The 19,449-nt window shown below is 52.8% G+C and carries 20 protein-coding genes and 1 rRNA gene; 12 read left to right on the top strand and 9 right to left on the bottom strand.

The genetic code is table 11. From position 1 onward, the window contains the following. A 16S ribosomal RNA gene (locus BZG13_RS12035) occupies nt 1-62 on the bottom strand; the annotation flags it as partial. A gap of 604 nt (nt 63-666) precedes the next feature. On the opposite strand from BZG13_RS12035, the gene BZG13_RS12030 reads away from it, so the two are divergent. Then, a complete protein-coding gene (locus BZG13_RS12030) occupies nt 667-1,206 on the top strand; it encodes a gamma carbonic anhydrase family protein (protein ID WP_077486791.1) in 540 nt (179 codons plus the stop codon). Here BZG13_RS12030 and BZG13_RS12025 read toward each other — a convergent pair. The 3 genes from BZG13_RS12025 to hemF are packed head-to-tail and all read right to left on the bottom strand — an operon-like array spanning nt 1,203 to nt 3,205. Beyond that, nucleotides 1,203-1,463: a DUF1488 family protein gene (locus tag BZG13_RS12025; protein WP_158074896.1), complete on the bottom strand. Its 261-nt coding sequence runs from the start codon at nt 1,461-1,463 to the stop codon at nt 1,203-1,205. The genes BZG13_RS12030 and BZG13_RS12025 overlap by 4 nt on opposite strands. Further along, nucleotides 1,460-2,284: a shikimate dehydrogenase gene (gene aroE / locus BZG13_RS12020; protein ID WP_077486789.1), complete on the bottom strand. Its 825-nt coding sequence runs from the start codon at nt 2,282-2,284 to the stop codon at nt 1,460-1,462. Before aroE ends, BZG13_RS12025 begins: the two co-directional genes overlap by 4 nt. 3 nt (nt 2,285-2,287) lie before the next feature. Then, nucleotides 2,288-3,205, bottom strand: coding sequence for an oxygen-dependent coproporphyrinogen oxidase (gene hemF, locus BZG13_RS12015; RefSeq protein WP_077486788.1), 918 nt, complete (start codon nt 3,203-3,205; stop codon nt 2,288-2,290). A gap of 178 nt (nt 3,206-3,383) precedes the next feature. Between hemF and purE the strand changes: the two genes are divergently transcribed. Together purE and BZG13_RS12005 are read left to right on the top strand one after the other, a co-directional pair. Further along, entirely contained in the window at nt 3,384-3,866 is a 483-nt protein-coding gene (purE, locus tag BZG13_RS12010; RefSeq protein WP_077486787.1) for a 5-(carboxyamino)imidazole ribonucleotide mutase, read from the top strand. Nucleotides 3,867-3,870: 4 nt separating this feature from the next. Beyond that, nucleotides 3,871-5,019 (top strand): 5-(carboxyamino)imidazole ribonucleotide synthase, encoded by a 1,149-nt coding sequence (locus BZG13_RS12005; protein WP_077486786.1) that lies wholly within the window; start codon nt 3,871-3,873, stop codon nt 5,017-5,019. Here the strand turns inward: BZG13_RS12005 and BZG13_RS12000 are convergent. From BZG13_RS12000 to BZG13_RS11985, 4 genes are read right to left on the bottom strand one after another with little or no spacing between them, the layout of a single operon-like run. Next, a complete protein-coding gene (locus BZG13_RS12000) occupies nt 5,016-5,573 on the bottom strand; it encodes a DNA topoisomerase family protein (protein WP_077486785.1) in 558 nt (185 codons plus the stop codon). The genes BZG13_RS12005 and BZG13_RS12000 overlap by 4 nt on opposite strands. Nucleotides 5,574-5,601: 28 nt before the next feature. Next, nucleotides 5,602-6,075: a DUF494 family protein gene (locus tag BZG13_RS11995; RefSeq protein ID WP_069362355.1), complete on the bottom strand. Its 474-nt coding sequence runs from the start codon at nt 6,073-6,075 to the stop codon at nt 5,602-5,604. A gap of 2 nt (nt 6,076-6,077) precedes the next feature. Beyond that, nucleotides 6,078-7,187: a DNA-processing protein DprA gene (gene dprA, locus BZG13_RS11990; protein ID WP_077486784.1), complete on the bottom strand. Its 1,110-nt coding sequence runs from the start codon at nt 7,185-7,187 to the stop codon at nt 6,078-6,080. Beyond that, on the bottom strand, nt 7,177-8,238 hold the full coding sequence (locus BZG13_RS11985) for a LysM peptidoglycan-binding domain-containing protein (RefSeq protein ID WP_077486783.1): 1,062 nt from the start codon (nt 8,236-8,238) through the stop codon (nt 7,177-7,179). The genes dprA and BZG13_RS11985 overlap by 11 nt, the downstream gene beginning before the upstream one ends. 117 nt (nt 8,239-8,355) lie before the next feature. On the opposite strand from BZG13_RS11985, the gene def reads away from it, so the two are divergent. From def to BZG13_RS11940, 9 genes are all read left to right on the top strand, one after another. Beyond that, the gene (gene def, locus BZG13_RS11980; RefSeq protein ID WP_077486782.1) at nt 8,356-8,868 is read left to right on the top strand and encodes a peptide deformylase; all 513 of its coding nucleotides are present in this window, start codon (nt 8,356-8,358) and stop codon (nt 8,866-8,868) included. A 7-nt stretch (nt 8,869-8,875) separates the two neighbouring features. Further along, nucleotides 8,876-9,820 carry a methionyl-tRNA formyltransferase gene (gene fmt, locus BZG13_RS11975; RefSeq protein ID WP_069362351.1) on the top strand — a complete coding sequence of 315 codons (945 nt, stop codon included), beginning with the start codon at nt 8,876-8,878 and terminating at the stop codon, nt 9,818-9,820. Between the two features lie 102 nt (nt 9,821-9,922). Further along, on the top strand, nt 9,923-11,209 hold the full coding sequence (gene rsmB, locus BZG13_RS11970; RefSeq protein ID WP_077486781.1) for a 16S rRNA (cytosine(967)-C(5))-methyltransferase RsmB: 1,287 nt from the start codon (nt 9,923-9,925) through the stop codon (nt 11,207-11,209). A gap of 18 nt (nt 11,210-11,227) precedes the next feature. Then, nucleotides 11,228-12,604: a Trk system potassium transporter TrkA gene (gene trkA / locus BZG13_RS11965; protein ID WP_077486780.1), complete on the top strand. Its 1,377-nt coding sequence runs from the start codon at nt 11,228-11,230 to the stop codon at nt 12,602-12,604. 123 nt (nt 12,605-12,727) lie between these two features. Continuing rightward, complete coding sequence (locus BZG13_RS11960) at nt 12,728-13,759, top strand: GGDEF domain-containing protein (protein WP_069362348.1); 1,032 nt, start codon at nt 12,728-12,730, stop codon at nt 13,757-13,759. 93 nt (nt 13,760-13,852) lie between these two features. After that, nucleotides 13,853-14,131, top strand: coding sequence for a YihD family protein (locus BZG13_RS11955; RefSeq protein ID WP_077458608.1), 279 nt, complete (start codon nt 13,853-13,855; stop codon nt 14,129-14,131). 175 nt (nt 14,132-14,306) lie between these two features. After that, nucleotides 14,307-15,734, top strand: a complete 1,428-nt coding sequence (gene ccoG / locus BZG13_RS11950) for a cytochrome c oxidase accessory protein CcoG (RefSeq protein WP_069362346.1) — start codon at nt 14,307-14,309, stop codon at nt 15,732-15,734. A gap of 87 nt (nt 15,735-15,821) precedes the next feature. Beyond that, nucleotides 15,822-16,802, top strand: coding sequence for a serine/threonine protein kinase (locus tag BZG13_RS11945; protein WP_077486779.1), 981 nt, complete (start codon nt 15,822-15,824; stop codon nt 16,800-16,802). 32 nt (nt 16,803-16,834) lie between these two features. Beyond that, entirely contained in the window at nt 16,835-17,542 is a 708-nt protein-coding gene (locus BZG13_RS11940) for a thiol:disulfide interchange protein DsbA/DsbL (protein WP_077486778.1), read from the top strand. Here the strand turns inward: BZG13_RS11940 and BZG13_RS11935 are convergent, their stop codons facing one another. Continuing rightward, nucleotides 17,543-19,066, bottom strand: a complete 1,524-nt coding sequence (locus BZG13_RS11935) for a YifB family Mg chelatase-like AAA ATPase (RefSeq protein WP_077486777.1) — start codon at nt 19,064-19,066, stop codon at nt 17,543-17,545. Between the last annotated feature and the right edge of the window lie 383 nt (nt 19,067-19,449).

Genomic DNA, 19,449 nt, shown 5'->3' with positions numbered 1-19,449 from the left:
ACTTGCATGTGTTAGGCCTGCCGCCAGCGTTCAATCTGAGCCATGATCAAACTCTTCAATTTAAGTTTGGTGTTTCCGTAGAAACTGCTCAATGAATACTGATTACTGTTTATCTCCGAAGAGACAAACGAATTGACTGTGCCGAACAACTATAAAAGTTGTCGTTTGGTCACTCAGTTCATCGAATAAATCTTTTTGTCTATTCTTAACGAGTGCCCACACAGATTGCATAGGTCAAATTGTTAAAGAGCGTTGACTGTGCGAAGCGGCGCTTCGCTCGGTCAGGGCTGCGTATCTTACGCGCCTTGCCGTTAAAGTCAAGAAGAAGTTTTATCTTTTATTTTCAACCCGCCGGGTGAAATAAAACCTCTTTTTGACTCCCCTAACGCTTGGCGTTAAGTAGGTCGACTATCTTAATCTTTTAAAAACTCACGTCAAGCGTTTATTTTTATTTGATTTTTTGCCTCGACATGGTCGCTGAACGCTTGCCCTGCGTGCCGTGTCGATGGAGGCGCATTATAGAGAAGCTGATCAGGTTGGCAAGTCCTTTTTAGGTGTTTTTTAGAAAAAAACTGTCACTCGCTGTTTTTTTGCTCGCTAGGGTGTAAAACTGGTATCAAACTCGCCGCTATTTAGCACTGTTAAGAGAGAAAAGAGGGATCTGTGATGGTAAAACAGCTGCGCGCCTATAAAGGCATGACGCCTCAGCTTGGCGAGCGCGTCTATATTGATGAATCCAGTGTATTGGCTGGCGATATTACGCTAGGCGATGATGTGAGTATTTGGCCGCTGGTTGCAGCGCGTGGTGACGTGAACCATATCCAGATTGGCGCTCGGACCAATGTGCAAGATGGCTCAGTCCTTCATGTTACTCACAAAAATGCCGAAAACCCACAAGGTTACCCGCTGATCATTGGCGAAGAAGTGACAATCGGCCACAAAGTCATGTTACACGGCTGTCGGATTGGCAACCGAGTCCTAGTGGGAATGGGGACGATTATTCTCGATGACGCTGTGATAGAAGATGAAGTGCTGATTGGCGCTGGCAGTTTAGTCCCGCCCGGAAAACGCTTAGAGAGTGGCTATCTGTATGTTGGCTCACCGGTCAAACAAGTTCGCCCCCTTACCGACAAAGAGCGTGCTTATTTTGCACGCTCAGCGCAAAACTATGTCGACACCAAAGACATCTACCGCTGCGAGTGCTAGATCAGCAAGCTGCCATCGGCTTCAAACGCTTCTGATTCGATGGCCGCTTCCATTTGCTCTTCAATATCAAACCAAACCTGTTCAACGATCGTCTGCGCATTATCCGAGTCTACCGCACAGCCGGCGAGCTCAGATAAGGTAGTAAAGCGGACAGCGCATGGTAACAATGCACCATTAAGTTGGCCGTAAAAACAAATACGCGCCTTTGCCGTATCGACCTGCGCTTCGTCCGCAGCCAGAATAAGGGACTGATTCATCGATTGAGTGCCTCTCTTAACTGCTCGCGCACACGTTCGGTTTGTGGCCGACAGCCGCGCCATATAGCAAAGCTTTCCGCCGCTTGTTCCACCAGCATACCCAAGCCGTCTAAACACCGCCCTGCTCCTTGGCGTTGCGCCCATTGGTTGCTGGTTGTGCTGCCAGCTTGATACACCATGTCATAGACAGTGGTCGCTGGGCCAATCGCGCCGTGAGGAACAGGAGGATGGCTTTGATGTAAGCTCGCCGAGGTCGCATTAATGATCACATCAACAGGCGCCGCCACAGGTTTATCCACGGCATGACTGGCGATCGGTCCGGCCTCACCAAATGCAGCAGCTAATTGCTGGGCTTTTTGCTCGGTGCGATTGACAATCATCAGCGATGCTGGCGCTTGCTCCAGTAAAGGAAGCAACACACCCCGTGCGGCACCGCCCGCTCCCACGACTATAATGCGCTTATCGCGCAGTGCCACATGGTGGTGGTGTAAGTCCGTCACCAAACCGGCGCCATCGGTGTTATCACCGAGTAGAGAGCCATCGCTTTGCTTAACCAGCGTATTCACGGCACCGGCGCGGCGGGCACGCTCTGTCAGTGTATCAGCCCAATCATGCGCTTGCTGTTTAAAAGGCACGGTCACATTGACGCCGCGCCCTCCTTGGGCAAAAAACGCCTGCATGGTGGTCACAAAGCCTTCAAGCGGCGCCTCAATGGCTTGATAGTCGATGTCTTGTTGGGTTTGTGTCGCAAACGCGGCGTGGATCTGCGGCGACTTACTGTGGCCAATCGGGTGGCCGACCACGCAATAACGATCGGTCATTGGTTACCACTCCCTCGGTTTAAGGTAGTCGCGATAGAGTCTCGCTTCCGGCGCGTCTTCATCGGGTGACCAATTATATTCCCAGCGCGCCATCGGCGGCATCGACATCAGAATAGATTCGGTACGCCCACCGCTTTGCAAGCCAAATAGCGTGCCTCTGTCATACACCAAGTTAAACTCGACATAGCGTCCGCGGCGATAAAGCTGGAAATCGCGTTCACGATCACCATAGGGCGTTGCCTTGCGGCGCTGTACAATCGGCAGGTAGGCATCGACAAAGCCTTTTCCAACCGCTTGGGTGTAGGCAAAGCACTGTTCGAATGGCCATTGGTTCAAATCATCAAAGAAAAGCCCGCCGACGCCACGGGTTTCATCGCGATGGGGCAGATAAAAATAGCGATCGCACCATGCTTTGTGATCAGCGTACACGCTATCACCAAAGGGCGCGCACAAGGCTTTGGCGGTCTCATGCCAGTGCTGGCAGTCTTCCTCGAACGGATAGAAAGGCGTGAGATCAAAGCCGCCGCCAAACCACCACACAGGATCAGCGCCTTCTTTTTCGGCAATGAAAAACCGCACGTTCGCGTGTGAGGTTGGCACGTATGGGTTATGAGGATGGATCACTAACGACACCCCCATGGCCTCAAAACAGCGCCCGGCGAGCTCTGGGCGGTGCGCGGTCGCCGAAGCAGGCATTTGATCGCCAAATACATGCGAGAAGTTCACTCCCGCTTGTTCAAACACGTGGCCCTGACGCAGGACGCGACTGCGGCCACCACCCCCTTTCTCACGCTCCCACGCATCTTCAATAAAGTGCGCTTGACCATCTTGTTGCGCAAGCTGTTGGCAAATATCATCTTGAAGCTGGAGGAAAAAAGCCTTCACGGCTTGCTTATCAATTGTCGACTGACCGTGTGCCACGCTCACATCCTTTGTTACTGAGACTATGTGCTTACTTTACCTGATCCACGCACTGGGATCTTGACGGAATTTCATCCCTCACCGCTGACGCAAACGTTTTCCTTGCGATGAAATCTGGGTATAATTCGCGCCACGCTCAGCTTAACCTATTCACGCTTGTCATCAAGAAGGACGTATTATGACTGTCGGTATCATCATGGGCTCGCAATCCGATTGGCCTACCATGACACATGCAGCGGCTATGTTGGATCACTTTGCCATCCCTTACGAAACCCGTATTGTCTCCGCCCATCGCACACCACAGTTACTGGCCGACTACGCCCAACAAGCGGCCGAGCGCGGGATTAAAGTGATTATTGCCGGTGCCGGGGGTGCCGCCCATCTACCTGGGATGACCGCCGCACACACCAGCCTGCCGGTACTCGGCGTACCGGTCCAGTCAAAAGCGTTAAAGGGCATGGACTCATTGCTTTCTATTGCTCAAATGCCTGAAGGCGTGGCAGTGGGTACGCTCGCCATTGGTGACGCAGGCGCCGCGAATGCAGGCCTCCTTGCAGCACAAATTCTCGCCACGGCCGACCCTGATTTGATGACAAAAGTGGATGCGTTTCGCCAAGTGCAAACTGAGGCTGTTCTCGCTCAACCCAACCCACAAGGGTAAAACCATGAATATTCTGGTGTTAGGCGCGGGACAACTGGCCCGGATGATGGCCTTGGCCGGCGCGCCGCTCAATCTTATCGTCAGCGCCTATGATGTGCGTAGTGGCGACATTATTCACCCACTGACGCTGCAACCACTGGGGCACGGCCTCAATACGGCCATCGCCGGCGCGGATATTATCACCGCGGAATTTGAGCATATCCCCGCCGATATCTTGCATCACTGTGAGCAAAGCGGGAAATTACGCCCCAGCGCCCAGGCAATCCTAACCGGTGGCGATCGCCAAATTGAGAAAGCCCTACTGATGCAAGCAGGCGTCGCCAATGCGCCGTACCGTGTGGTGTATACACAGGCGGATTTAGAAAAGGCAGTCGACGCACTGGGCGCGCCCTTGGTCCTCAAAAGTACCTTGGATGGTTATGACGGCAAAGGACAGTGGCGCTATCGTGACGGCGATGATCTTCACGCATTATGGGCCGAGCTCGACGCCTTTCTCACCGCGCCCGAACAGCGCGATGGGCAAGCCATCATTGCCGAAGCTATGATCCCCTTTGACCGAGAAGTGTCACTGATTGGTGTGCGTGGCGCGAATGGTGAATTTGCCAGCTATAGCCTGACCCAAAACCACCATCATGATGGGATACTCACCTTGTCTGTGGTGCGCCCGGATGAGGATGCCTTGCAAACACAAGCAGCGGATATGTTGGAAAAGATTGCCAGCGCGCTGAACTATGTGGGCGTGCTCGCAGTGGAATTCTTTGATGTGGACGGCAGCTTGCTGGTGAACGAAATCGCACCTCGGGTGCACAACTCCGGTCACTGGACACAGCAAGGCAGCGCATGTTGCCAGTTTGAAAACCACCTGCGCGCCGTCAGCGGTTTACCCCTCGGCCCGACCGAGTTAATCCAGCCAACGGCGATGATTAATGTCTTAGGCCAAGGCAGTGTTCCGCTTGCGACCTATCGTGATGCCCATGTGCATTGGTATAACAAAACGCCTCGTCCGGGGCGCAAAGTGGGTCATATTAATGTCACGGCCACATCGAACGCCGAGCTTGCCACCAAGTTAGCGAGCCTCGCCAGCTACCTGCCCGACGACACCTTTCACGGTTTACAGTCCGCCGCGTTAGCACTGGCCGCACAAGCCGATTAATCCTCACTCTCCGACTCTGCAGCCGATTCATCTTGAATCGCGCTGCAGGGCTTATCGGCACATTGACGTACAGTCTTCCCGCCTTTCTTACGCTCCACTAGCAGCGTAAAGCCACATTGCTCGCAGGTGCCGGCTATCGGTTGTGCGTTAACGGCAAAATGGCACTTGGGGTACTGATCACAGGCAAAAAAGCGTTTTCCGTAGCGCGAGGTGCGCTCCACTAGCTCGCCTTTGGTACACGCGGGGCAATTCAATGCAGTGTGATCCGGCTCGTCCGGTTTTTCAATGTGGGTGCATTGCGGGAATTGATCGCAGCCAATAAACATACCGAATCGACCTTGGCGTAACACCAACTCCCCCTGATGACACGCCGGGCAAGCCACGCCAAGCGCTTTTACTACATGGCCATCGCCATGATGTAACGCCTTGGTATAGCGGCAGTCTGGGTAGGCCGTACAGGCCAAAAACGGGCCTCGTTTGCCCGATTTAAACGCAAGAGCGCTGCCACATTCCGGGCAGCGCTCGTGGGTGTTCGGGGTGTTTTCTTTACTCATTCACACCTTTCACTGTTGTTGAGAAGCGTTAGTGCACGTATCCCTCTTGTGCGTCGTACAGCATGTCTTCCATCTGTGTATACGCACGCTCGTTACCGGGCACGTTAAACAGCACCATCAAAATCACCCATTTTAGGTCATCAAGACCAAATTCTTGGGTCTCGAGTTCCATCACCCGATCGATCACCATTTCACGCGTTTCCGGTGACAGCACACCAGCCTGCTCTAAGAATAAGAGGAAGCCTCGGCTTTCTTGGTCGATAAAGCGTGTTTCTTGCTCGGTATAGATTCGAATCGAGCTTTGGGCACTGCCTGATAGGTAGGGCTGTTTATCCGCATATTGCAACTGTGCCAGCTTTTCAAGCCAGTTCAGGGCTTTATATATATCGTCTTGATGAAAACCCGCGCGGGACAATTCATCTGCTAACTCGTCCTGATCGATCATCACTTCCACATCGCTATGGATGTAGGTTTCGAACAGGTACATAAGAATGTCCATCATGGCTAGCCCCTCCTCGTTCTGACATAGCCACCGGGTACTGCTGCTACAAGCCCCTGGAGTTCTAAGTCTAACAACTGCATCATGATTTCGTGAACCGGTTGGTTGCAGCGCTCAGCCAGTACGTCGACACACGTCGCGTTAGTCCCTACGTTAGCCAACAGCGCAGAAAATGGCAATCCTTCGTGCGTATCTAACTTGGGTGCATCACTAAATAATTCATGTTGCTGACTCACAGCAAACTGCACCAAGCTATCCACATCACTTATAATATCATCAACACAGTCAACTAACACCGCACCTTGTTTTATCAATTGGTGGCAACCGCGCGATTGGACTTGGTCAATGGGACCGGGAATCGCAAATACACTCCGGTTTTGCTCTAGCGCATAACGCGCCGTGATCAGTGACCCACTTTGCGGTGCGGCCTCTACCACCAATACACCCGCCGACAACCCACTGATCAGTCGATTGCGGCGCGGAAAGTGTTCGGCCCTTGGCGGCGCGTCAGGCCAAAACTCGGAAACCAGTGCCCCTTGCGCTTCAATTCGCTTGGCCAATGCGCGATGTCGCGCGGGATACACATTGGCAAGTCCGCTTCCCAACACCGCCAAAGTCTTACCGCCGCCTTCGAGTGCGCCTTTGTGTGCCCGGCCATCAATGCCGAGCGCAAGCCCACTGGTAATCGCAACACCATGCTCAACCAGTTGTTTAGCAAATTGATACGCTGTCTCTAAACCTTGTGGGGTCGCGTGACGGCTGCCCACCATCGCCAATTGGGGCATCGCCAAGCAAGTGAGATCTCCTTGCACATACAAGACCAAAGGTGGCCRTGCGATTTCTCTGAGTAGTGCCGGGTAGGCAGGATGATCAAAGCCAATAAGGTGGCAACTCTCTTGCCTCGCCCACTCAAGACTGCGTTCAATCATGGCATGGTTGGGGTAGGTGATCGCCTGACATTGCTCAGCGGTTAAGCCAACCGCGGCAAGCTCATAATGCGTTTGGTCACATAACGCATCGATGGGCACTTTGGCCAACAGCGCGCGCCGTTGCGAGACGCGCAACCGCGGCACTTGGGTCAGCGTCAACCATCCTCGCAGCGATTTATCGTCCATAGGCCGGTTGAGGAGAGGGCGGCACCGCATGCATGCCGGCTTTGATAGGCTGACGCGCTTGGGTGATCACCGCCAAACTAACCCAGGGGTAGGCCCGAACCACCATGGTTTGTCCCACTGTCACATCAGGCATGGGTGTGATGGCCTGTGTCGTGCTTTCGTTCGCGTTTTGATAGCGATACTCACCGGGGCCATTTAATACCTTGGCGCCAGCTTCAGTGACAGTAAACATTTGCCCGGCGGTTACGCCATCTTTGGCGCCTTTATCGAGCACCACAAGCTGGCCATTCGCCACATACTCACTGCCATAGAGGTGCCCTAATAACGTGGCGTCGATTTGCGCCGCTTGGGGCCAAAACCGAGGAGACGTGTTCTCAGGCAAAGGTAACAAGACATCATTGGGGCGCACTTCCTGCACCACGCGTGTGAGTGTCAGCACACTGCGCCCTTGGCTTTGCGCACGGATACGCCCATCAGCCACATGTTTTAAGCTCACCATAGCGGTAGATTCGGCGCCAGCGCCTGACTTTTCGGCGCGCGAGAAAGTTTTCTCAACCCGAAAAACCTGCCAGTCATTAGCATTCAGCGCGGCATCCACATATAGGGTATCGTGTAGGGAAAGATATTGACGTCCATCGGTAGAGCCAAGTACGCGAGGCAAGGCGACCAAGCGCGCTTTTTCGACCAACATGTCCTGTCGTAAATAAGGAAGCAATCTCGAATCAACGCTGGTGAGTGCCGGTGTATCGGACACCTTTCCGTGCGGCGCGATCGCCTCTTTGGGCTGATAGCTGACGGTAGGTTTTCCTGCTTGCCATGTGAGCGTCAGCACATCACCGGGGTAAATAAGATAGGGATCCTTTATACCCGGATTCGCGTACCATACCTTGGGCCACTGCCAAGGGTTATCAAAAAAGGTGGCGGCGATGTCCCACAAGGTATCTCCCCGCTCAACCACATAACGCTGACTCTCGGCAGGACCGGCTGCCAGTATTGGTAGCGCGACAACCAATAACCCAGCAGCGGCCAGATTGAATAGCTTTCTTGTCATCAATGTCTTCCTCACCCGACGAATGATGCTGATGCTGTCAATTGGCTGGTAAAATGTCTAGAATTAACCCAATTACCCCGTGCCGCTTTCGGCACAGTTCAATTTTTATGAGACGTTATGGCTTTACTGAACGTATTAACATTCCCAGATGAGCGCCTTCGCACCGTGGCCAAGCCAGTGGATGCTGTCACGCCTGAGATCCAAAAAATGGCGGATGACATGGTTGAAACCATGTACGCCCAAGACGGTATTGGTCTCGCGGCCACGCAAGTAGATTTTCACCAACGCATGGTGGTGATTGATGTGTCTGACACCCGTGATCAACCCATGGTGCTTATCAACCCCGAAATCATCGAAAAGCGTGGTGAAGAAGGTATTGAAGAAGGGTGCTTATCTGTGCCCAGCGCACGTGCATTGGTCCCTCGTGCGGCCGAAGTGACAGTAAAAGCGCTGGATCGCGACGGTAACCCTATCCAGTTTGATGCCGACGACTTGCTAGCGATTTGCGTTCAGCATGAGCTTGACCATCTAGAAGGTAAGCTTTTTGTTGATTATCTTTCGCCACTGAAGCGACAACGCATCAAGCAGAAGATGGAAAAAATCAAACGCGCTAACCAAAAAGCAAGTTGAGGTCACTTTGAGCACACCGCTGCGTATAGTATTTGCGGGCACGCCGGATTTTGCCGCGCGCCATTTGCAAGCCCTGCTCGACAGTGAGCATGAGGTGATTGCGGCTTATAGCCGTGAAGATAAACCCGCTGGCCGAGGAAAAAAGCTTACCGCCAGCCCGGTGAAACAGCTCGCCCTTGAGCATGACTTACCCGTCTACCAACCCCGCACCTTGCGTGATGAACAAGCGCAAGCCGAGCTGGCTGCCTTGAATGCTGATGTGATGGTGGTGGTCGCTTACGGGCTTATTCTCCCCAAAGCGGTCTTGGATACACCTCGATTAGGCTGTGTGAATGTCCATGGCTCCATCCTGCCTCGCTGGCGTGGCGCGGCCCCTATCGAGCGAGCCGTATGGGCCGGCGACAATGAGACCGGCGTCACCATCATGCAGATGGATGAGGGGCTCGATACCGGCGACATGCTCAAAATTGCCACCTTACCCATTGATGAGAAAGAGACCAGTGGCAGCCTGTATCAGCGACTTGCAGAGCTGGGGCCGCAGGCATTGATCGACTGCCTTAATGACATGGCTAACGGCATTATTCTTGCCGAGCCACAAAACGATGCCAAAGCCAACTACGCTGAAAAGCTGAGTAAGCAAGAAGCGCAAATCGATTGGCAGCGAGATGCCGCCTTTATCGAACGTTGTGTGCGCGCATTTAACCCACGTCCGATCAGCTACTTCACCTTAGGAGAGCAAAACATCAAGGTATGGGACGCTAACGCACTCGATATCGACGTGGACGCGGCACCAGGCACAGTGATCAACACTGACAAACACGGCATTCAGGTCGCGACCGGAAAAGGCGTGATCCAGCTGACCCAACTTCAGCCACCAGGCAAAAAAGCCATGCAAGCACATGAGCTGCTGAATGCTCGCCGTGAATGGTTTGAAACGGGTACCCAACTGTAGGTTAATCGTGCCCTGCATGACGATAAGGCCAGTACGCTGGCCTTTTTTTATCTGGCTAACATCATCGTTTGATGCCAATTTGACCTTTGCATAGGTAAACATATGAATGTAAGAGCCGCGGCTGCCCGCGTTCTGTATCACGTGGTCGATCAGGGCCAATCACTGTCACAGCAGCTTCCTCTCGCTCAAAAGCAGATCGCCCCGCGCGATGCCGCCTTGTTGCAAGAGATGTGTTACGGCACGTTACGCTGGCTGCCGCGCTTAGAGCACATTGTCCAAACTCTGATGGACAAGCCACTGAAAGGCAAGCAGCGTGTTTTCCATCACTTGCTGCTGGTCGGGCTGTATCAGATTAGCTACATGCGGATCCCTGCCCATGCAGCGGTGGCTGAAACTGTCAACGCCACCAAGCCATTGAAGCGCCCACAATTACGTGGATTGATTAACGCCATTTTGCGCAATTATCAACGCGATAAAGATGCGCTAGACCAAGCGAGTCAAGCACACGAGGCCGGGCTTTATTGTCACCCCAGCTGGTTACTCAAACGCCTTCAGGCCGCCTACCCCTCCAATTGGCAAGACATTGTGGCGGCAAATCATCAAAAGGCGCCGATGTGGCTACGTGTCAATCGCCAGTACCATTCACGAGAAAGCTACCACGCCGAGCTGCAACAAGCCGGTATTGGTGCCAGTACTCACCCAGATGCGATGGATGCGCTGAAACTCGACGCGCCGTGTGATGTGTCTCGCTTACCCGGCTTTGACCAAGGCTGGGTGTCGGTACAAGATGCCGCCGCGCAGCTGGCTGTCGATTACCTCCAACCCGCGTCTGCAGAACACATTCTCGACTGCTGTGCCGCGCCAGGAGGGAAAACCTGCCATATCCTCGAGCACCAGCCTGATGCCATAGTGACGGCCATTGATGCCGATGAAAACCGCTTGTCGCGGATCAAAGACAACCTTTCACGGTTGGGCCTTAATGCTGAGGTGAAACACGCGGATGCCCGCAAGCCGAGCGCTTGGCATCAAGGGCCGACATTTGATCGTATTTTGCTGGATGCCCCTTGCTCTGCCACCGGCGTGATCCGACGTCATCCCGACATAAAGTGGCTGCGTCGTGACAGTGATATTCACGCCTTGGTCACGTTACAGGCAGAGATTTTAGACGCAATGTGGCAGCAATTGGCACCAGGCGGTACGCTGGTTTACGCCACTTGCTCAGTGTTACCGGATGAAAACCGCGAGCAAATCCGTGCCTTTTTAGCCCGTGAGCCTTCCGCGATACTGCGCACCGGCACGCAAACGCAGCCTGGTCGCCAGATTTTGCCAGGCGAAGACGACATGGACGGTTTCTATTACGCATGCCTAGAAAAGCCTTTATGCGACTAGGCAGGGAGTGACAGTAGCATGAAAATCATCATCTTGGGTGCAGGCCAAGTCGGCGGCACCTTGGCAGAAAACCTAGTGGGGGAAAACAACGATATCACTATTGTTGACCGCGCCCCGGAACGACTGCGTGAGCTACAAGACAAATATGACTTACGCGTGGTGCAAGGGTTTGCCAGCCATCCGACCACGCTGCAAGAGGCGGGGGCTCAAGATGCGGATATGCTGGTCGCGGTGACCAACTCAGACGAGACCAATATGATCGCCTGCCAGGTCGCGTATACCCGATTTAATACCCCCAACCGTGTTGCCCGGATCCGCAGCCCTGAATACTTAGCGGTGRAAGAGCAACTGTTTAACAGTGATGCGTGTCCGGTTGACCACCTTATCGCTCCAGAAGAATTGGTGACCCGTTATATTCGTCGTCTGATTGAATATCCAGGTGCCTTACAGGTGGTCAGTTTTGCTGACAAAAAGGTCGGTCTGGTTGCGGTTAAAGCGTATTACGGTGGTCCTTTAGTCGGAAAGGCCTTGTCGGCGCTGCGTGAACATATGCCGCATGTGGATACGCGTGTCGCCGCTATTTTCCGTCGTGATCGCCCGATTCGCCCGCAAGGTACCACCATCATTGAAGCCGATGACGAAGTATTTTTCGTCGCCGCGAGTAACCATATTCGTTCGGTGATGAGTGAGTTGCAGCGCCTTGAAAAGCCCTACAAACGCATCATGATTGTTGGTGGTGGTAATATCGGGGCAGGCCTCGCGATGGCGTTGGAGCGTCAATACAGTGTGAAGTTGATTGAACGTAACCCGACCCGCGCCGAGCACCTTTCTGAGTTACTGGAAGAAACCRCGGTCTTTTGTGGTGACGCCTCCGACCAAGAGCTGCTCAGTGAAGAGCACATTGATCAGATTGATGTATTTATCGCGGTCACCAACGAAGATGAAGCCAACATTATGTCGGCGATGTTGGCGAAACGCCTTGGCGCCAAAAAAGTCATGGTGCTTATCCAGCGCGGCGCTTATGTGGATTTGGTGCAAGGCGGGGTAATTGATATTGCCATCTCCCCTCAACAGGCGACGATATCTGCGCTGCTCACCCATGTTCGCCGCGCAGACATTGTTAATGTCTCGTCACTACGACGCGGTGCCGCCGAGGCAATCGAGGCAATCGCCCATGGGGATGCATCTACCTCGAAAGTGGTCGGGCGCGCCATCGGCGAGATCAAACTGCCACCAGGTACCACGATCGGTGCCGTGGTACGCGGCGATGAAGTGTTAATTGCGCACGACAAAACCGTGATCCAGCAAGACGACCATGTGGTGTTGTTCTTGGTGAACAAAAAATACATTCCTGACGTTGAGCGCCTTTTCCAGCCCAGTCCTTTCTTCCTTTAATCCTATCCTGCAGGCGTTGTTGCCTGCAGGCTCACGGTTTTTCGCTGTCTACTGCCGTTCCAATCACTTTGGGTATACACTAATAAAAGCTCTCTTGGTATCGACAACGCAGAAAGGAACGCCATGTCGGACGATCAATTTCAGCAATCTACCAGCTTCCTCAAAAAAGCGGTGCCTTTGATGATGAAATATAAGGTGCCGACCACGCCCACCAACTATGCCTTGTGGTACACCTATGTCGCCAATACCGACGCCAAACTTAACGCGGATGTCGATGCCACGGTGGATGAGCACGGTACCTGCAGCCCGCTGCAAAGCGATATGCTCTACCAAAAACACATGGCCGATAAACATAGTCGAGACATCAATGCATTAAAGCAAAGCTTAGAATCGATGATGACCGAAATGACTCACTCGATGTCAGATACGATCCAAGATACTGACGCTTTTCATTCGGTGCTCGATAACACCTTTGAACAGCTGTCACGGGTCGAAAACGAAGGGCTATCCATTGATGAGACCATTGCTGTGGTACGCAACGTGGTCAAAGACTCGCAAGCACTGACCCAGTCGACCCGCTACTTTAAGCACCAGCTTAATGACGCGCAGCAAGAGATTGCGCAATTGAAGCAAAACTTGGCAGAGATGACAGAACAAGCCACTCATGATGGCTTAACCGGTTTGCTTAACCGTGCAGCCTTTGAGCGCGAGCTCACCGCCTACATTGATAGCCCACAAACCTGGCCGTTTTGCTTGATACTCATTGATCTCGACCACTTCAAAAAGCTCAATGATACTTATGGTCATGTGCTCGGTGATATCGCATTAAAGCAGGTCGCTAAGCGGATCCTCGATTACTGTCGGGATGGCGTACAAGCCTTTCGCTATGGGGGCGAGGAGTTTGCGTTATTGGTACCACAAAAAAAGTTGAGTACCGCCAAACGCACCGCCGAAACATTGCGCGCCGCGATTGATCGCATGGTGATCAAAGACCGACGTCGCGGCCGAACCTTGGATCATATTACCGTCTCTATTGGCGTCGCAGAATATGATGAAGAGAAAACGGAGTCGAGTGCCGATCTGATTTACCGTGCCGATCAGCACTTGTATCAAGCTAAAAACCTAGGCCGTAATCGCGTGATGCCGATTAATTAATCACCACCTGAGCGGAAATTGATCCTGGCTAAGTTTCACTTCAGTGTGGTCGGGCAAAATGGCATTTTTTACGTGCCACACTAAGGATGCCCTATGCAATGCCACCGTATCAATGAGCTGCTCGACCTACTCAATCAATCTTGGCAAAAAACCCCTGACTGTTCTCTGATGCAAGTGCTCATCCAGATCGCTGATGAAGCGGGTCATGGTCAGGATATCACCACGCTATCAGACGATACCTTGATCTATCAGCTTAAGATGCGACTAGAAGACACTGATGCCCCCATTCCTGGGCTAGCCAAAGATTGTGAAGACGATTTTAAAGCCGCGATTTTGCGCGCGCGCGGGATCCCGCCTCAGCAATCATCGTGAAAGCAGTCTGGCTAATCGTCTGTTATAGCTAGATTTCATTGAGTTTGTGGCTATGTTGCAAACTATGACTCTGGTAGCGTATTCAAGGAATTCGCTGCGCTACAATTACAGGCAACAATGATAATCAGGGCCTGGCAATGCACCATGGACCCGTACCCCAAGGAAAGCCAATGTCATGAGCGATAAAAAAATCAACGTCAAAGACGTGACTGCAAAAGAGTACAACCCCAAAACTCACAAAGGGGCTGACGACCGATTCAATCCGAGCAATCGTATTTATGTGCGTGCGGTTAAAGGCTATTACCAGCGTATGCGACGCTATATGGGCTGGTTTTTCATGCTGGTGTTCCTCGCCATTCCATGGCTCCCATACCAAGGACGCCAAGCCATCTTACTCGATATCGGTAATCAGAAGTTTACCTTTTTTGGCACCACACTCTGGCCACAAGACCTTACCTTGCTGGCTGCCTTGTTGATGCTCGCGGCATTTGGCCTTTTCTTCATCACCACCTTTCTTGGCCGCGTGTGGTGTGGGTACTTATGCCCGCAAACGGTATGGACCTTTTTGTTTATTTGGTTTGAGGAAAAACTCGAAGGCGCGGCTAATAAACGCCGCAAGCAAGACTCGTTAAAACTGACGCCTGAGCTAGCCGCGCGCAAAACCGCTAAGCATGCAGCGTGGTGGGCGATCTCCTTGGTGACTGGGATGACCTTCGTCGGCTACTTTGTGCCGATGCGCGAGTTAGCCATCGATTTAGTCACCTTTGATACCAGCTTCTGGGTCGGTTTTTGGGTGATCTTCTTTGCCGCTTGTACCTATGGTAACGCCGGCTGGATGCGCTCGATTATGTGTATCCACATGTGCCCTTACGCGCGCTTCCAGTCAGCCATGTTCGACAAAGACACCTTCATTGTCGGGTATGATGCCAAGCGCGGTGAAAAACGCGGCCCACGTCCTCGTAAAAAAGATCCGAAAGAGTTGGGGCTCGGTGACTGCATTGACTGTAATTTATGTGTGCAAGTCTGCCCAACAGGCATCGATATTCGTGATGGCTTGCAATACGAATGTATCAACTGTGGTGCCTGTATCGATGCCTGCGATGAAACCATGGATCGCATGGGCTATGAGCGTGGACTGATTAGCTACACCACCGAGCACAAACTAGAAGGCAAGAAAACGGCCGTGATGCGACCTAAGCTCCTTGGCTACGGGGTTGTCATGACTATCGTGACTGCCATGTTTATCTATTTGGCGATGTCAGTGATGCCCATGGAGCTGGATGTGATTCGTGACCGTAACCAGCTTTATCGCATCAACAACCAAGGATTAGTCGAAAACACCTATACCTTAAAAATCCTCAATAAAACCCAATCGGATGAGATCTATCAGCTGTCAGTGAATGGGCTAAACGATGTGGAATGGCATGGCCCGCAGACGGTCAATGTCCAAGCCGGAGAAGTGTTCTCATTACCCATCAGCCTCGCGGTTGATACCTACGAGATGGAACAGCGTATCGCTGACATCACTTTTGTGATGGAACGCGAATCGGGTGAGGAGCAAAAAGTGGTCACGGCGGAGAGTCGGTTTATCACTGACCTTTAATCGCCACACCGTATGCAGACGAAAAGGGCGCAGGCAGCGCCCTTTTTATTTGTTACTATGGCGTTTTGCCACACAGACGGAATACTCATGACTGACCATGGCTTTGATTTTCATACACTAACGCCAGATGTTCAGTTAAATGCGATTGAGTCAGAGGGGATCTATCCCCAATCAGGCTTGCTTGCGCTGAACAGCTATGAAAACCGTGTTGCCCAATTTGTCGCTGATGATGGCCAGCGCTATGTGGTGAAGTTTTACCGGCCCGGGCGCTGGTCTAACGCGCAAATTCTTGAAGAGCACGCGTTCTGCCATGAGCTCGCCCAAGCCGATATTCCCGTGGTGGCGCCTATCTACCGCGAGGGAACAAGCCTGTTTACCGCCGAGGGGTTTCGTTTTGCGTTGTTTCCCAGTGTCGGCGGCCGGGGTTTTGAAGTGGATAATTGGGATCAACTTGAGGCGGTCGGCCGTTACCTTGGCCGCCTACACCAAGTGGGCGCGGCGACCCCCTTCCAGGAACGGGCAAAGTTCGATCTCGACAGTCACCTTTATCAGCCTCGTCATGTATTAAATGAGGCAAATCTGATCCCAGAAGGCATTCAGGCGACCTTTTTCTCTGATCTTGACCGCCTGATCGACGCCATTGCCGCACGCTGGCATACAGACTGGCCGGCGATCCGCTTGCACGGTGACTGCCATCCCAGCAACATTCTGTGGCGCGACGGTCCGCTGTTTGTGGATTTTGATGACACGCGTAACGGCCCTGCGATTCAAGACTTGTGGCTATTTTTAAACGGCAGTCGTGCCGATCAGCTTGCCCAACTCGATACCTTGGCGGAGGGTTATCGCGAATTTCGTGAATTCCCCGCCGATCAGTTGCAACTGATCGAGCCATTGCGTGGTCTGAGAATGGTGCACTATATGGCGTGGCTAGCAAAACGCTGGCAAGACCCTGCTTTTCCTCGTGCATTTCCTTGGTTTGCTGATGCAAAATACTGGGAAGGTCAGGTACTGGCGTTTAAAGAACAACTTGCCACCCTACAAGCGCCACCGCTTACGCTGTACCCGTAAGCGCTCAATCGATAACGGAGAGTCATTCAATCATGTTAAAGAAACTGTTTCCTGTGCTACTCATCCTCGGCTTAACCGCCTGCTCTGAGCCTGAAAGCGTGACACAAACGTCATCACAAACCACGCAAACAGCAGAGTCTACACAAACCCAGTCTGAGCCAGCAGCACCCATTGAGGTGGCTGATGCCAAGCCGGGCCGTTTCAAGGCGGGCGAAGACTACCAAGTGCTGGACACGCCAGCCACGGAGACACCGACCGTCACCGAGTTTTTCTCCTTCTACTGCCCACACTGTTATCAATTTGAGCCATTGGTTCAACAGCTTAAGCAGCAGGTGCCCGACAACGCCAAAGTGGTGAAAAATCACGTCTCCTTTATGGGCGGGGATATGGGCAGTGTCGTCACCCGTGCATACGCAACCGCCGTGGTACTTAACGCACAAGACACTATCATTCCGGTGATGTTTGATCGCATTCACGCGGCGCAAAACCCACCCAAATCATTGGCCGAGGTGCGCCAACTGTTCGTTGATAACGGCATTGATGGCCAAGAGTTTGATGGTGCTTACAACAGCTTTGCAGCCAACTCAATGGCGAAGCGTTTTGACCAATCATTCGAAAAGGCGGGCCTGCGTGGCGTCCCTGCCGTGGTCGTGAACGGCAAGTATCATGTCACGCCGAAAACAGTGGAAACCCCTGAAGAATACTTTCAGTTGATCAACTTCTTGCTTACCCAAAAGTAATTAGCTGACTTGGGCGTTGAGGTGGCGTAATAAGCCATCCATCGCCCGATACCCCAGCGCCTCAGCAAGATGAGAGCGCTGGATGGTGTCAACATCGGCCAAATCCGCAATGGTTCTCGCCACTTTTATAATCCGATGATACGCCCGCACAGACAGCCCCAAACGATGCAAGGCTTGCTCTAAAAATGCCGCATCGGTTTGAGCCAGTTGGCAATGTTGTTCCATTTCTCGATTGCTTAGCAACGCATTAACCTTACCTTGACGCGCCACCATCCGCGTGCGCGCCGCTTCAACTCGGGCTTTTACCACCTCCGTTGACTCACCACGGTCTCCACCATTGGAGAGGCTCCCTCTTGGCAGTGCTGGGATGTCAATCGACATATCAAACCTATCTAATAATGGCCCAGACAAACGGGCTAAATAGCGCAAGATTTGCTGTGGGTTTGAACGCGCGAGCTCTCCTTCATGATGGCCTGTGGGGCTAGGGTTTAATGCGCCTATCAGCTGAAAGCGCGCGGGAAAGCGGGTTTTGCCATTGGCGCGAGAGATAATAATCTCCCCCGACTCTAGCGGCTCACGCAGGGCATCAAGCACCCGGCGCTCGAACTCTGGCATTTCATCTAAAAACAGCACCCCATGGTGCGACAAAGAGATCTCTCCCGGGCGCGGGACGGTGCCACCCCCGACCAACGCCGCCATCGAGCTTGAGTGGTGGGGACTACGAAACGGGCGCTGACGCCAATTTCCTTCATGCAAGGGTTGCTGGGTTAAAGAAGTCACCGCCGCGGAGGCCAGTGCTTCTTCATCATTCATGGGCGGGAGTAAATCGCACAAACGCGAGGCCAGCATGGTTTTGCCGGTGCCGGGTGGGCCAACAAAAAGGAGATTGTGAGAGCCACTCGCGGCGATTTCGAGCGCCCGCTTGCCTTGCTGTTGGCCGATAATGTCACGCAAACACCGGGTCGGCGGTGGATCGGGGGCCTCAACCTGGTTTGTATTCAAACAAAGGCTTTGTTGGCCTGTCAGGTGCTGAGCCACCGCAATCAGATCAGGGGCGGACACATGGCGCTCATTGTCCACCAATGCGACCTGGCTGGCGTTATCATCGGGCACCACCAGTGCGCGCTGCGCTTTTTGACAGGCAAGCGCGGCGGGCAAGGCCCCTTTAACCGGCCGTAGCTGCCCGGACAAAGCCAACTCCCCCAAAAACTCGAATTCGTTGAGCCGCTTCTCCGGCAGTTGCCCAGACGCCACCAAGATCCCAAGTGCAATCGGTAAATCAAACCGTCCACCCTCTTTGGGTAAGTCAGCCGGTGCAAGGTTAACGGTGATCCGACGTGATGGGAACTCAAAGTTAGAGGTCACAATCGCACTTCTCACCCTGTCTCGGGCTTCTTTCACCGTGGTTTCCGGCAGCCCCACCAGCGCAAAACCAGGTAAACCATTGGATATATGCACTTCTACCGTTACATTTGGTGCTTGCACGCCCACACAGGCTCGACTGTGCACTATCGCTAATGCCATTTTCTCTCCGCGTTGCCCTTGTTAGCCACTATGAAACCCGGCTCTTATAGTGCCGAGCCAATTTATGATTAAGAGTATTTTTTTCTTGTCATGCGAGTGAGGTCTGTGATACCACTACAAATGCACAACAATTAAACACGAGACTCGGCGACAGATCGGGTTCGTGACTGACCTGTAACAAGCAGGCATAAACAAAAAACAAATTAACAAAAAGCTCATAAAATGGGCTAACGACAAGAAAAGACAGACAAATGCTTAACTTCGCTATCGTCCTAATTATTCGCCTCATCGTGGTCATTATGCCGCGAGGGGTTTAGGTACGCGAAATACAGCAGCAACATCGCAACCAAGCCCCCGCAACCAACAGGTTCGGGGGCTTTTTT

It is taken from the genome of Salinivibrio sp. ML323 (genome assembly GCF_001995745.1).
GTDB lineage: Bacteria > Pseudomonadota > Gammaproteobacteria > Enterobacterales > Vibrionaceae > Salinivibrio > Salinivibrio kushneri.
The sequence above is the reverse complement of the archived record's forward strand: the minus strand, read 5'-3'. Positions and strand labels throughout refer to the sequence as shown.